At 31.5% G+C, this 14,820-nt stretch carries 9 protein-coding genes; 3 read left to right on the plus strand and 6 right to left on the minus strand.

All coding sequences use genetic code 11. The features are described from left to right. Nucleotides 1-462: 462 nt before the first annotated feature. From purL to Q0684_RS11065, 3 genes are all read right to left on the minus strand, one after another. A complete protein-coding gene (gene purL, locus Q0684_RS11055; RefSeq protein WP_299016585.1) occupies nucleotides 463-4,212 on the minus strand; it encodes a phosphoribosylformylglycinamidine synthase in 3,750 nt (1,249 codons plus the stop codon). Nucleotides 4,213-4,343: 131 nt separating this feature from the next. After that, complete coding sequence (locus tag Q0684_RS11060) at nucleotides 4,344-6,542, minus strand: endonuclease (RefSeq protein WP_299016586.1); 2,199 nt, start codon at nucleotides 6,540-6,542, stop codon at nucleotides 4,344-4,346. Nucleotides 6,543-6,598: 56 nt separating this feature from the next. Further along, nucleotides 6,599-7,813 (minus strand): RsmB/NOP family class I SAM-dependent RNA methyltransferase, encoded by a 1,215-nt coding sequence (locus Q0684_RS11065; protein WP_299016587.1) that lies wholly within the window; start codon nucleotides 7,811-7,813, stop codon nucleotides 6,599-6,601. A 169-nt stretch (nucleotides 7,814-7,982) separates the two neighbouring features. Here Q0684_RS11065 and recG point away from each other — a divergent pair, with 169 nt between their 5' ends. After that, nucleotides 7,983-10,196, plus strand: a complete 2,214-nt coding sequence (gene recG / locus Q0684_RS11070; protein ID WP_299016589.1) for an ATP-dependent DNA helicase RecG — start codon at nucleotides 7,983-7,985, stop codon at nucleotides 10,194-10,196. Nucleotides 10,197-10,198: 2 nt separating this feature from the next. Here the strand turns inward: recG and Q0684_RS11075 are convergent, their stop codons facing one another. Further along, nucleotides 10,199-10,921 (minus strand): class I SAM-dependent methyltransferase, encoded by a 723-nt coding sequence (locus Q0684_RS11075; protein ID WP_299016591.1) that lies wholly within the window; start codon nucleotides 10,919-10,921, stop codon nucleotides 10,199-10,201. 153 nt (nucleotides 10,922-11,074) lie between these two features. Here Q0684_RS11075 and Q0684_RS11080 point away from each other — a divergent pair, with 153 nt between their 5' ends. Then, on the plus strand, nucleotides 11,075-13,573 hold the full coding sequence (locus Q0684_RS11080) for a M14 metallopeptidase family protein (protein WP_299016593.1): 2,499 nt from the start codon (nucleotides 11,075-11,077) through the stop codon (nucleotides 13,571-13,573). A gap of 85 nt (nucleotides 13,574-13,658) precedes the next feature. On the opposite strand, the gene Q0684_RS11085 is transcribed toward Q0684_RS11080, so the two are convergent. Together Q0684_RS11085 and Q0684_RS11090 are read right to left on the minus strand one after the other, a co-directional pair. Then, complete coding sequence (locus Q0684_RS11085; protein ID WP_299016594.1) at nucleotides 13,659-13,955, minus strand: putative quinol monooxygenase; 297 nt, start codon at nucleotides 13,953-13,955, stop codon at nucleotides 13,659-13,661. 104 nt (nucleotides 13,956-14,059) lie between these two features. After that, entirely contained in the window at nucleotides 14,060-14,398 is a 339-nt protein-coding gene (locus Q0684_RS11090; protein ID WP_299016595.1) for a tRNA-binding protein, read from the minus strand. Nucleotides 14,399-14,549: 151 nt separating this feature from the next. Between Q0684_RS11090 and Q0684_RS11095 the strand changes: the two genes are divergently transcribed. Further along, a complete protein-coding gene (locus Q0684_RS11095) occupies nucleotides 14,550-14,780 on the plus strand; it encodes a hypothetical protein (protein ID WP_299016596.1) in 231 nt (76 codons plus the stop codon). Nucleotides 14,781-14,820: the final 40 nt, after the last annotated feature.

Genomic DNA, 14,820 nt, shown 5'->3' on the forward strand with positions numbered 1-14,820 from the left:
CATAAAATAATTGTAGGTCTTTTTTAAGTAATAGTTTGCCTAAATAATAAGGTGTTTTAAGTTTTAAGAAGTATTTTAAATCTGTTTAAAACAACAAACTAGCCTCTTAAATTAACAGAAGCTAGTTTTAATTCAAGCTAATATTCGCCCCTAAACGAATATTTACCTAATCAATTGCAATATAGTACCAAATTAATTTTCTACAGTACGTATAAATACCCGTTTTTAAATAATTAGTTTGTAAAAGGTTTGTTTTTTATTATTTGAGCGTTTTAACGGGCTTTCCACTATATCTTTTTTTAGAAGAAACGAATTGCTATAAAGTTCGTTTTTGCGAAAATGAAACCTATGCTTTAAAGTAGCTAAATAGCCCTAAAAAAAAGGATGCCGTTTCAATCCCTAACGCAAAACAGCTTTTAGAACTATCTAAAAGCTGTTTTTAATTTAAAATATATGTTGGTTTTATTTATTTTCTATCCAAACTCTAGCGTTTACAAAAGCTTCTAACCAAGGTGTAACCTCGTCTTTTCTACCTTGTGGATAATTTGCCCAATTCCACTGAAAAGTACTACGTTCTATGTGTGGCATTGTAACTAAATGACGCCCAGTAGCATCACATAACATAGCTGTATTGTAATCAGAACCATTAGGATTATTAGGATATCCTTCGTAACCATACTTTGCAACCACATTATAGTTTTCTTCTGTTTCAGGTAAATTAAATTTTCCTTCACCATGAGAAATCCAAACACCTAACTCTGTACCCGCTAAAGAACTTAACATTACCGAATTATTTTCTTGAATTTTTACAGAAGTAAAAGAACTTTCGTGCTTTTTAGAATCGTTATGTACTAATTTACCATGTACTTTATGTTCTGGATTTATCAGATCTAATTCCATCCACAACTGTGCACCATTACAAATACCAACAGATAAAGTATCTTCTCTTTTAAAGAAATTTTTAAGCGCAGTATTTGCTTTTTCATTGTATTTAAAAGCACCTGCCCAACCTTTTGCAGAACCTAAAACATCAGAATTAGAAAAACCACCAACAGCTCCAATAAATTGAATATCCTCTAAAGTTTCTCTACCAGAAATTAAATCTGTCATGTGTACATCTTTCACATCAAAACCAGCCAAATACATCGCATTTGCCATTTCTCGCTCAGAGTTACTTCCTTTTTCACGAATAATAGCTGCTTTTGGTTTGTCATTTCGACCTTGTGGAGAAATCTCTTCACCTTTGAGATTCTTCGACTTCGTTTTACTTCGCTCTGAATGACAAGTACCAACAACCTCACTTAATTTACCAGTAAAATTCTTTGGGAAAGTATATTGTAAAGGTTGTGCTTTATAATTATCAAAACGGTTTTTAGCCAAACCATTTGCCGTTTGCTTATCGTCTAACAAATAAGAGGTTTTGTACCAAGTATCTCTTAATTGCGCAACATTTAAACTAAAATTATCATCGTTGTTTTTAATAGTAACTGCACCTGAAGTATTTGCTTTACCAATTTTAAATGCGACAATACCTGCTTCTTCTAAAATAGTTTCTACAGTTTCATCTGCCTGAAAAACAATTCCTGCATTTTCAGAAAATAATACTTTTATAGAATCGTCTTCATTCAATTCAGAAATATCAAAATCTGCACCTAAATTAACATCAGCAAAACACATTTCTAATAAGGTGGTAATTAGTCCACCAGAAGCAACATCATGTCCTGCTTTAATTTTATCTGCTTTAATTAATTTCTGAATGGTGTTAAATGTATTTTTTAGATAAGAAGAGTTGGTAACGTCTGGCGCTTCATTTCCAATAGCATTTAACGTCTGATTAAAAGAACTTCCTCCTAATTTGTATTCGTCTTGAGAAATATTGATATAGTAAATGTTACCACCATCTATCTGTAAAACAGGTTCTACAACTTTGGTAATTGCATTACAATTTCCTGCTGCAGAAATAATAACTGTTCCAGGAGAAATTACATCACCATCAGCATATTTCTGTTTCATAGAAAGCGAATCTTTCCCTGTTGGTACGTTAATGCCTAAATCTATAGAAAACTCAGAAATTGCTTTTACGGCTTTGTATAAACGTGCATCTTCACCTTCATTTTTACAAGGCCACATCCAATTTGCAGATAATGCAATTGAAGCCAAATTATCTTTTAAAGGTGCCCAAATAATATTGGTTAATGCCTCTGTAATAGAATTTCTACTACCAGCTTCTGGATGAATTAATCCAGAAATAGGCGAGTGCCCAATAGAAGTTGCAACACCTTCTTTACCATTGTAATCTAAAGCCATTACACCAACGTTATTTAACGGAATTTGTAACGGACCAACACATTGTTGTTTGGCAACTTTACCACCAACACACCTGTCTACTTTATTTGTTAACCAATCTTTACAAGCTACAGCTTCTAACTGTAAAACTTGCTCTAGATAAATTTGTAAGTTTTTGGTTTTATAACGCGGATTTTTATATTTTCTTACAACAGTTTTGTCTGTCATTATTGTTTTTGGCGAAGAACCAAACATATCTTCTAAAGCCAAATCCATTGGTTTTTCTCCTGTAGTTTTAGACTCAAAAGTAAAACGATTATCACCTGTAACATTACCAACGGTATACATTGGCGAGCGTTCCCTTTCTGCTATTTTTTGTAGCTTTTCTGTATGTTTTTCTGCAATAACTAATCCCATTCTTTCTTGAGATTCGTTACCAATTATTTCTTTGGCGGATAAGGTTGGGTCTCCAACAGGTAATTTATCTAAATCTATTTTTCCTCCAGTATCTTCTACCAATTCAGACAAACAATTTAAATGACCTCCAGCACCATGATCATGAATAGAGACAATAAAATTTTCTTCACTTTCTACCATTCCACGAACTGCATTTGCAGCGCGTTTTTGCATTTCTGGGTTAGAACGCTGTACGGCATTTAATTCAATTCCAGATGCAAATTCTCCAGTATCTGCAGAAGAAACTGCTGCACCTCCCATACCAATTCTATAATTTTCTCCGCCAAGAATTACTATTTTATCGCCTTCTTTTGGAGTATCTTTTAATGCTTGTTCTGCTTTTCCATAACCAATTCCACCAGCTTGCATAATTACTTTATCAAAACCAAGTTTTCTTGGAGCAGCATCGCTAGAAGCTGCATTTTCTTCGTGTTCAAAAGTTAATACAGATCCCGTAATTAACGGTTGCCCAAATTTATTACCAAAATCAGATGCTCCATTTGAAGCTTTAATTAAAATATCCATTGGTGTTTGGTATAACCAATCTCTGGCCTCAAATTTTTGTTCCCAAGGTCGTTTTGCTTCTAGTCTAGAGTAAGAAGTCATATAAACAGCTGTACCTGCTAATGGTAAAGAACCTTTACCACCTGCAAGCCTGTCTCTAATTTCGCCACCAGAGCCTGTTGCAGCTCCGTTAAAAGGCTCTACAGTAGTCGGAAAATTATGTGTTTCTGCTTTTAATGAAATTACAGATTCATAAGCTGAAGTTGTGTAAAAATCTGGCTTATCTGCTCTTTTTGGTGCAAATTGCTCAACTTTTGGACCTTTTACAAAGGCAACATTATCTTTGTAAGCAGAAACAATATCGTTAGGATTTTCTTTGGAAGTTTCTTTTATTAATTTGAATAACGAAGTTGGCATTTCTTCACCATCAATGACAAAGGTTCCATTAAATATTTTATGCCTGCAATGTTCTGAGTTTACTTGACTAAAACCAAAGACTTCAGAATCGGTTAGCTTTCTGCCAATTTTAGTTGCTACACTTTCTAAATAAGTAACTTCTTCATCACTTAAAGACAATCCTTCTTGTGCATTATAAGCAGCAATATCTTCTATTTCTAAAATGGCTTCTGGCTGTATATTTATAGAAAATGATTTTTGATTTAGGTTTTTAAATTTCTCTGAAATCATTGGATCAAAGTCGGCAAAATCTTCTGAGACTGCTGTAAATTCTTCAATCCTAATAATATCTGAAATTCCCATATTTTGGGTAATTTCCACCGCATTTGTGCTCCAAGGAGTTATCATTGCTGCTCTTGGTCCAATAAAAAAAGCATCTAATGATACCTCATCTATTTTTGGTGCATCACCAAATAACCATGTTAATTTAGCAATAGTTTCTGGAGTAAATTCTTTTGTTGTTTGCACAGCAAATACTTTACTGCTTTTGTTTCCAAAGAAATGAATCATCATATATAGTTTGCAATAATTTATAGGTTGCAAATTTAATTCTTTGATTTGAATTTAAGGCATAAAAAAACTCGCAATATTTGCGAGTTTTTTAATAGGGTTATTAACAATAAAAAATAATTTTTAAGTTCTTATAACTTTATAAACTTTTTGCTACTAGATTTTTGTCCAGAAGTAAAGTTAATTAAATATACACCAGAACTTAATGTAGAAATATCTATTTGTTTAGCGTTTGCTTTTAATTTTTCTGTTTTTACTAAATTTCCTAAAATGTTATAAATATTAAGAGTAACCTCTTCTTTATTAACTATAGAAAGTTTATTCCCTTTAACAGGATTTGGATAAATTCCTATAGCGTTTAAAATTTGGTTGTCTTCTGTACTTAAGGTACTTGTAAAAGAACCAATACCACTATAGGTATTTACTGGGAAAGCTTCCCATTCTCCTTGTTCACTAAAAACTGGATTTGGTTGGCTAATATCTCCGTTTCTTCTTAATGTAATATTTTGTATATGATTGCTAGAGTTGTTTAATTCTCCAACCATATCTATTAAAACGCCATTTTTATACAATCCAATAGGGTCATTCCCATTAAAATTTAAAGGTGATGCAAATTGGTAAGGTGGATTTGCGTTACTTGGTACTTCCATATCTGCATTGCTAGTTAACTCTATTTCTGATGCCCCAGAATGTATAATTACAAAAACATCGTTTGGTAAAATACTGGTAGAAGAACCTTGTAAAATAAAGGTTTCATTATCTAACGCTAAATTATCTACCCAATTTCCTCCATTAGATTGTTTTTGCAAAGAATAGCCTTCTAGACTAACAGTTCTACCTGTAAGATTTACAATTTCTATGGCTTTGTTATTTCCAGAATTTGGCTCTACATATTCAGATATAAAAAGTTCATTTGCAACTCCATTACCACCTTCTATAGTATTAATTGTTATGGTGTTAGATTTTAAAGATACATTACCAGAAGTATCTTTTGCAATAACGTGTGCTGTATATGTTGTAGTTGCTGCTAAACCAGAAATTAGAGCTGTTAATTCTGTAACGTTTTGGTCTAATTGATTGTTTAAATAAACATCATAAGAAGCAACTTCATTATTATCTGTAGCTGCTGTCCAAGAAATGGTAAATGCAGTGTCTGATATATTACTAGATACCACATTTGTTGGAGCAGAAGGAGCAACAGTGTCTTCTAATGTTCTGCCATTTACAGCAGTACTTAAAGCAGATTTATTATTAACTAAATCTTTAGCTAAAATGGTAATTGCATAATTTGTGTTTGGTTCTAAATTGGTAATAGTAGTGTTATTTGTGGTAATTTGTTGTGTTAAAGTACCATTTACAAAAACATCATAACCGGTAACTGCTTCATTATCTGTAGAAGCTGTCCAAGAAACATCAAAAGAAGTAAAACTAATATTACTAATAACCACATTTGTTGGCACTGTTGGTGCTTCATTATCATTATTAGTGTAAATTCCCCAAGTATCTTGTGCAGAATCTCCACCCCAAATTCTTGTTGCTAAAAAAGGATTGTCTATAAACGGATTTCTGTTTCCTTGTGCGGCAGTATTATTTGTGTTTTCATGATACGTATTTCTTGCTCTTTCAAAATCAGAGACAGGATCTTCTACATTCCATTTTAGGAACAAATCAATCATATCATCTGGTGTGTTTGTGTTGTTTCCAACACCTACTGCAGATGGTAAACAAACATTACCATAACGAACGTACATGTACATTATCATTCTTGCTACATCTCCTTTCCATTCATCTCCAGGATAATAAGCTGCTGTATTTGGACCATCATTACCTTGGTGAGAATCTATAGATGAAAAACCAGAATTACCAGAACCACGACCAAATTTACGATTGCTTCTAGAAGAGTTTCTACCAGGGTCTGCAGGTCTTAAATGATGTGCATCTGCACCAGGCCCAACTGTACCTAAATTAGGGTTTCCTAAAGATCTTGCAAAAACGTGTTCTCTGTTCCAATCTGAAGGTGAACCACCGTTTACATTAATGTTTCTAGTTCTATCATTTTCTAAATTGCTGTCAGAACCATTTTCAAAACCGTAAATTAATAAAACTTCATTAGGATTATTAGGGTTTACATCAGTTGTTTTAGAAGCAATCCAAACTTCTGGCGTGTAGTCTAGAAATTTTACGTGAGTTGCAGTAATTTTAGTAGCCAATTCGTTTTTTAAAGCCAAACCGGTTAACTGTAAATCTACATCGTCATAATAAGATTGTACCTGAGAAAAAACATTTAACGATACAATTGTAAAAATAAAAAGAAATAATTTTTTAATCATTTTTTGAAAATTAATTTAAGTTATAAGTTATAAGTTTCAGTTTTATTCATCTTTAACTATTGTTTCTTTTCTAATAGCGCCATATAAAAACCATCGAAACCAGAAATATGAGCCAATACTTTTTTATCTTTTATAAAGGTAAACTCTTTTCCTGCTTCTGATGTTAAGAAAGTATTAACTTGATCTTGGTTTTCTGATGGTAATACAGAACATGTAGCATACACCATTTTTCCGCCAGGTTTTACCATTTTAGAATAACTCTGCAAAACGTCTTGCTGAACTTTTTTAATATTGTCTATAAATTCTGGTTGCAACTTCCATTTAGAATCAGGATTTCTGCGAATTACTCCTAAACCAGAACAAGGTGCATCAATTAAAACCCTATCTGCTTTGCCATATAATTTTTTAATAGGTTTGGTAGAATCTATAACACGCAGATCTATATTATGCGCTTTATTTCTTTTAGCTCTTACTTTTAATTTACGCAATTTACTTTCGTAAATATCCATGGCAATTATTTGCCCTTTGTTTTCCATTAAAGCAGATAAGTGCAAGGTTTTTCCTCCTGCACCAGCACAAGTATCTACAACTTTCATACCTGGTTTTACATCTAAATATGCTGCAACAAGTTGCGATGATGCGTCTTGCACTTCAAAAAAACCATTATGAAAAGCTTCTGTTTTAAAAACATTGGCTCTTTCTGGCAAAACCAAAGCATCTGGATGATTTGGAACAAACTCTGTAATTACGTTTTCTGAATGTAACTTTTTCTGCAATACTTCTTTAGAAATGTTTAAAGTATTGGTTCTTAAAATAACTTTTGCTTGCTCATTTAAAGCGGCTATTTCTTTGGTCCAAATTTCTTCTCCTAATTCTGTAACACAGATTTCATCCATCCAATCTGGTATAGATTCTCTGTATTTTCTTGTTTTAGATAATTCTGCAAAACGCCCTTTTATTCTGCGTTCTGGCACATCTCCAATCTGATTCCAATCAGGTAATTTTATACCTCTTAAAATACACCAAACAGAGAACAACCTCCAAATATTATCTCTATCAAATGGAGTTTTAACTTCTGCAATTTCTGAATACAATCTATTCCATCTTACAATGTCATAAATGGTTTCTGCTACAAATTTACGATCTCTTGCGCCCCAACGTTTGTCTCTTTTTAAAGCTTTTTCTACGGCTTTATCTGCGTAAACACCTTCGTTAAATATGTCTCTAATACTGTCTATAACAGCAAATGTTAAGTTTCTGTGTAATCTCATTACTTGGTTTTAATGGGGCGCAAATATACGCTAAATTTAAGAGTTTACAACGTCTTTAAAAAGCTTTAGTGCTTTGGTTATTTTGTTCAGTATAAATTAGTTAAAAATATTTTTTAAAACTTAATTTTAAGTGGTTTTTTCCTTAATTTCGTTAGTTATAAACTAGGTTTTGACTTTAGAAAATCCCATTACATATATTAAAGGCGTAAGCGTACAAAGAGCCACTTTGTTATACACAGAGCTGGGCATAAAAACCTGTAACGATTTATTAAACTTTTTTCCTTTTAGATATATTGATAAAACACAGTTTTATACCATTAAAGAGTTACAGCCTATCAGTGCAGAAGTGCAGGTTGTGGGTAAAATTACGCAGATCAAATCTGTAGCTCAAAAAAGAGGGAGTAGGTTAGTAGCTACTTTTCAAGACGCTACAGGTACAATGGAATTGGTTTGGTTTAAAGGGCAAAAGTGGATTAAAGATGCGTTAAAAGTTAATCAGCCTTATGTGGTTTATGGTAAACTGAATCATTATAATGGTAGCTTTAGTATTCCACATCCAGAAATAGAATTGGTTTCAGAGTACAAGAAAAAATTGCATTCTACAATGCAACCTGTTTATCCTTCCACAGAAAAACTAACCAATTCTGGTATTTCTAATAAATTAATGCGCACTTACATCCAAAATTTGTTGCAGCAATTTTTTGAAACCATAAAAGAGAGTTTGTCTCAAGAAATTATAGACGACTTTAAGTTGATGCCAAAACGTGATGCTTTATTGAATGTGCATTTTCCTAAAGATCAAGAGCGATTAGCGAAAGCCCAAAATAGATTAAAATTTGAGGAATTATTTTTTATTCAAATGCAATTGGTGCGCAAGAAACTCATCAACAAAACAAAAATTAAAGGGTTTGTTTTTGAAAAAGTAGGTGCTGTTTTTAATGAATTTTATGCAGAAAAATTACCTTTTAGTTTAACCAACGCACAAAAAAGAGTTTTAAAGGAAGTTAGAAAAGACGTGGCTTCTGGTGCGCACATGAATAGGCTTTTACAAGGAGATGTTGGTTCTGGTAAAACTATTGTGGCTTTGTTAAGTATGTTGTTGGCAATAGATAATGGTTTTCAGGCAACAATTATGGCGCCAACAGAAATTTTGGCAAATCAACATTTTACAGCAGTTTCAGAACTATTAACCGGTATGAATATTAATGTAGATATTTTAACAGGTTCTGTAAGAGCAAAAAAACGTAGAGAAATTCATGCCAATTTAGAAGATGGTTCTTTGCATATTTTGGTGGGTACACATGCTTTGTTAGAAGACAAAGTTAAATTTAATAACTTAGGAATTGCTATAATTGACGAGCAACATAGATTTGGCGTAAAACAAAGAGCAAAATTGTGGGCGAAAAACAAAATTTCACCTTTAAGCCTTCCCAAAGGGAAGGAAACTGTTTTGGAAAATAAAATTAAAACAGATAAAGAAAAATATCATAGTGATAAAAGCCATGCTATTGAAGATGTTGGAGGTGATTTACCACCTCATATTTTAGTAATGACAGCCACACCAATTCCTAGAACTTTAGCCATGTCTGTTTACGGAGATTTAGATATTTCTGTTATAGATGAATTGCCTCCAGGAAGAAAGGAAGTAAAAACAGTGCATCGTTTTGATAGCAATAGGCTTTCTGTTTTTAAATTTATGAAAGACGAAATTGCAAAAGGGCGTCAGGTTTATATTGTATATCCTTTAATTGAAGAGTCAGAAGCCATGGATTACAAGGATTTAATGGATGGTTATGAGAGTGTCTCTAGAGAATTTCCATCGCCAAAATACCAAATAAGTATTGTACATGGTAAAATGAAACCTGCAGATAAAGATCATGAAATGCAGCGTTTTATAAAAGGTGAAACCCAAATTATGGTAGCAACAACAGTTATAGAAGTTGGTGTAAACGTACCTAATGCCAGTGTAATGATTATTGAAAGCGCAGAACGTTTTGGGCTGAGTCAATTACACCAATTAAGAGGTAGAGTTGGTAGAGGTGCAGATCAGAGTTACTGTATCTTGTTGTCTAGTTATAAATTATCTGCAGAAAGTAAAACTCGATTAAAAACAATGGTAGAAACTACAGATGGTTTTAAAATAGCAGAGGTAGATTTAAAATTACGTGGCCCAGGAAATATTATGGGCACACAGCAAAGTGGTGTTTTAAATTTAAAAATTGCAGACGTTGTAAAAGATTCTAAAATTCTAGTGGCTGCAAGAAATTCTGCAATAGCATTATTACAAGAAGACCCTAATTTAGAAAAAGAAGAAAATTTACCCATAAGAACTACTTTTGCTAAACTCACTAAAACATCTAAAATTTGGAGTAATATTAGTTAATTTTAGGCTTTGGTAAAAATCATACAATGTTGCCAAGGTAAATTGTTAAGGTTTTTTTCTAGTTTAAAACCATTTGCTTTAAATTCTTTTATGGCCTGTTTTTCAGACATTTTGTGTATTCTTTTTATAGGTACATTATTATCTTCTAAGCGGTATTCTATTAAATATATTTTACCATCTTTTTTAAGAGATTTGTAAATGGACGCAAGCATTTCTTTAGGAAAACTAAACTCGTGATAAACATCTACCAAAAGCACTTTGTCTATAGAATTTTCTTTTAAATTTACTGTTTTTTCAGAGCCTTGTACAAGTTGTATGTTTTTATTTTGTTCAAATTTTTTATTTTCTAGCATAGCTGCTAGCATTTCTATTTGAATATCAACGGCAAAAACCTTTCCTTTATTCGCTAAAGGAGCCATTTTAAAAACGTGATAACCAGAGCCAGCTCCAATATCTGCAATATAATCCGTAGATTTTATTTGCATATTTTTTATTAATTTACTTGTGTTTTCTTCTTTTTCTCTTGTTACTCTTTCCAGCCAATTAATACCTTGAAAACCCATTACATGCGCAATTTCTCTTCCTAGGTACCATTTGCCAATTCCGTTGAAATCTCCTTTTTTAATTTGGTAGGATTTGTCGTTATTTTCTTTTTGTTGTGAAATTGAAGTAAATACTAACAAAAAATTGAAGATTATCAGCAGTAATTGTTTTTTTAAATTCATTTTATAAAATTAGTTTGTTAAAAATTTATATTTACTAAAAAAAATATAAAATTATTATTACTGCAATATCTCTTAAAGGCATGTTAAAGCCTAAGATTTAACTTTAGGTTTCATTATATTTGAACGACTAACAAGATTAAATTACAACTTAAAATGAGAAATTTCGCATACTTTTTACTCTTTATATCTTTTACGATTACTGCTCAACAAGTAGATTTAAACTATTACTTACCAGATAATGTAACGTATAACCAACAAATTCCTACGCCAGAGTCTGTAATTGGGCATCAAGTTGGTGAGTGGCATATTACCCACGATAAATTGGTGGAATATATGAAAGCTGTTGCAAAGTCTTCAGACAGAATTACCATAGAAAATAGAGGGAAAACTTATGAAGATAGACCTTTACTGTTGTTAACCATAACAGCCACAGAAAACCATAAAAACCTAGAAAGTATAAGACAAAAACATATAGAAGCTACAAACAATGCTGGTGTATCTGTTACTGATAATCCAATAGTAGTTTATCAAGGTTTTTCTATACATGGTAATGAGGCAAGTGGTGCAAACGCAGCTTTGGCTTTGGTTTATTATTTAGCTGCAGCAGAAGGCAATCAGATTAATATGTTGTTGAAAAATACCATTATTTTATTAGATCCATCTTTAAATCCTGATGGTTTACAGCGTTTTGCATATTGGGCAAATACCAATAAAAGTAAAAACATAAATCCAGATCCTAATGATAGGGAATATACAGAAATTTGGCCACGAGGTAGAACCAATCATTATCAATTTGATATGAATAGAGATTGGTTACCAGTTCAATTGCCAGAAAGCAAAGTTAGAATAGCAAGTTTTCATAAATGGTTGCCAAATATATTAACTGATCATCATGAGATGGGAAGCAATTCTAGTTTCTTTTTTCAACCAGGTATTCCAAGTAGAACCAATCCTTTAACACCTCAATTAAATCAAGATTTAACTAAAGAAATTGCAACTTATCACGCAAAAGCTTTCGATAAAATTGGCTCATTATATTATTCAGAAGAAAGTTTTGATGATTTTTACTACGGAAAAGGATCAACGTTTCCAGACATTAATGGAAGCATTGGTATTTTATTTGAACAAGCCAGTTCTAGAGGCCATGCACAAGAAACTACAAATGGTATATTAACATTTCCCTTTACGATTAGAAATCAATTTACTGCAGCCTTATCTACTTTAGAGGCAGCCCAAAATATGCGCGTAAAAATCTTAAAATATCAACAAGATTTCTACAAAGAATCTAGAAATACAGGCAGTAAAAAGGCTATTGTTTTTGGTGATGAAAAAGATGCCGCAAAAAGTTATCATTTAGCAGCCGTTTTAAAACGTCAGCAAATTAAAATTCACGAAGTAAAAGCTGATTTTACAAAAAACGGCAAAACATTTAAAAAAGGGTATAGCTATGTAGTTCCTATGAATCAGAAAAATCAACGATTGGTAAAAGCTATGTTTGATGTAAAAACCACTTTTAAAGATAGTCTGTTTTACGATGTTTCTGCTTGGACATTCAACCACGCTTTTGGCGTAGATTATGCAGAAAATATAGCACTTTCTAAAGCAGGTGCAGAAATTACAAACTTAAAAGCGCCTAAAGGTAGTGTTTCTTTTAATAGCGATTATGGCTATTTAATGCCATGGAATGAATATTACACACCAAAAATTTTAAACGCAATTTTGCAAAAAGGAGTACGTGCAAAAGTGGCTATGAAAAACTTTAAAAATGCAGGAAATTCATACGAATATGGTACTATTTTTATTCCTGTTCAAAATCAAAGTTTAGATAAATTTGCGCTGTTTCAATTCTTAGAAAAATTAGCAGAAGAGAGCCATGTAAATATAACAGGTGTTACTACAGGTTTAAATAATGGTATAGATTTAGGTTCAAATAACTTTAGGCCCATTACTAAACCAAAAGTAGCTATGTTGGTTGGTGATGGTATTACAGGAAATGATTCTGGAGAGGTTTGGCATTTATTTGATCAACGTTTTGATATGCATCTTACAAGATTAGATACACGTTATTTTAATAGAATAAGTATGAGTAAATACACGCATCTTATAATTCCTAACAGTAGTGGATTAGAAAGAAGTGCCATAGAAAAAATCAAAACTTGGGTTAAAAACGGTGGCGTTGTTATTGGCTATAAAAATACAGCAAAATGGTTGGCAAGCAACAAAATGATTGCATTAGAATTTGAGCGTTCTAAAATAGATACTGTTAAAAATGTTTCTTTTGAAAACAGGTCTTTACAATCTGGAGCGCAATATATAGGAGGTGCCATTTTTGAAGCAAATATAGATCGTTCTCATCCAATTAATTTTGGTTACAAAAATAATAAAATTGCTTTATTTAGAAATTCTACATTATTTATAAAGGCAGATAAGCGTAGTTATAATAATCCTATTCAGTATAGTAAAAATCCATTATTAAGTGGTTATATTTCTAAGGAGAATGCTGCAATTATTCCAGAAACTGTACCTTTTAAAACTGCACGTTTTGGTAGTGGTAAGGTTATTGTTTTTACAGACAATACCAATTTTAGGGCATTTTGGTACGGTACAAATAAGTTACTAATGAATGCTGTTTTCTTTGGTGATAAAATGTAGTTTTTATTAGCTTAAGAAGTATCAACAGAAAAAGCGGCTTAGATACTATCTAAACCGCTTTTTTTGTGATTATTAACGTAAAGTTTTACTTAATAAGACTCATTTCATGTAATGTGAAATCTGCTACAGCACCATCTGTTGCTTTTACATATTCAGCTAAATGTTCATTCTTCATATGGTTTTGCCATAAAGTTCTATTTTCCCAAGTTTCATAAAACAAAAATAAATTTTCATTTTCATTGTCTTGGTGCAAGTCATAATTAATGCAACCTTTTTCTGCTCTTGTAATATCAATTAATTTTAATAGCTCACTTTTTACCAATGCTCTTTTTTCTGGTTTGGCTAAAATTTTGGCTACTATTGTTAGTTTTTTATCATTCATACTTTTCTATATAAAATTGGTTATGCAAGTTTGATTCGTTTTATTGATGTTGCTACTTTTTCATCAATAAGAAACACCAATAATAGTATTTTTAAAATAATAATTTAACGCAATTGTTCACCGTTTTTAACAGCTTTATTTGCTTGTAATAAAACCACCTTACCATTTTTATTATAAACCCCTAAAACTAAAACTTCACTCATAAAATTAGCAATTTGTCTTGGTTTAAAATTTACAATTGCACTTACCTGTTTGTGCAATAAATCTTCTTTTGTGTATAAATTAGTTATTTGTGCACTCGATTTTTTAATACCTAAATTCCCAAAATCAATTTTTAATTGGTAGGCAGGTTTTCTAGCTTTTTCAAAATCATTTACGGCTATAATAGTACCCATTCTAATATCTACTTTTAAAAAATCTTCAAAAGATACTTCTTGTTCCATTTTATTGAGCAGTTTTAATTTTTGTTTACTTACTTAAAAGTATCAAATTATTTATTTTAATCAAAATAACTAGTTTACAAAATGTTATAATGTGTTAAATTATATTTTGTTTAAGTTTTATTAATTATTTTTAAACAAAAAATAAAGTATTATGAAAACATCAATATTTACTTACGTTGCTTTAACTACTTTTCTTTTGGTTTTGGTAACAATTTTAGCAAGTTTAAATTTTTCGTTTAGTTGGGTTTTTTATTTAACAGTAATTGGTCAGTTATTTGTGTTGATAATGGTTTATAAAGTTTTAAAAGACAAATATACTACTAATAAGACCTTCGAAGATTTTTATGAAGACAATCCAATTCCCAAGGAAAATTATAGGTAATTGCCTTATATACTTACTTGGGTTTTATAAATTAATATTT

Source organism: uncultured Polaribacter sp. (assembly GCF_947503875.1).
Taxonomy (GTDB): Bacteria; Bacteroidota; Bacteroidia; order Flavobacteriales; family Flavobacteriaceae; genus Polaribacter.

Bases quoted from the DNA above. Each gene is read 5' to 3' on its own strand.
- purL (WP_299016585.1), bottom strand. From the start codon at position 4,212: ATGATTCATTTCTTTGGAAACAAAAGCAGTAAAGTATTTGCTGTGCAA.
- Q0684_RS11060 (WP_299016586.1), bottom strand. From the start codon at position 6,542: ATGATTAAAAAATTATTTCTTTTTATTTTTACAATTGTATCGTTAAAT.
- Q0684_RS11065 (WP_299016587.1), bottom strand. From the start codon at position 7,813: ATGAGATTACACAGAAACTTAACATTTGCTGTTATAGACAGTATTAGA.
- Q0684_RS11075 (WP_299016591.1), bottom strand. From the start codon at position 10,921: ATGAATTTAAAAAAACAATTACTGCTGATAATCTTCAATTTTTTGTTA.
- Q0684_RS11080 (WP_299016593.1), top strand. From the start codon at position 11,075: ATGAGAAATTTCGCATACTTTTTACTCTTTATATCTTTTACGATTACT.
- Q0684_RS11085 (WP_299016594.1), bottom strand. From the start codon at position 13,955: ATGAATGATAAAAAACTAACAATAGTAGCCAAAATTTTAGCCAAACCA.
- Q0684_RS11090 (WP_299016595.1), bottom strand. From the start codon at position 14,398: ATGGAACAAGAAGTATCTTTTGAAGATTTTTTAAAAGTAGATATTAGA.
- Q0684_RS11095 (WP_299016596.1), top strand. From the start codon at position 14,550: ATGAAAACATCAATATTTACTTACGTTGCTTTAACTACTTTTCTTTTG.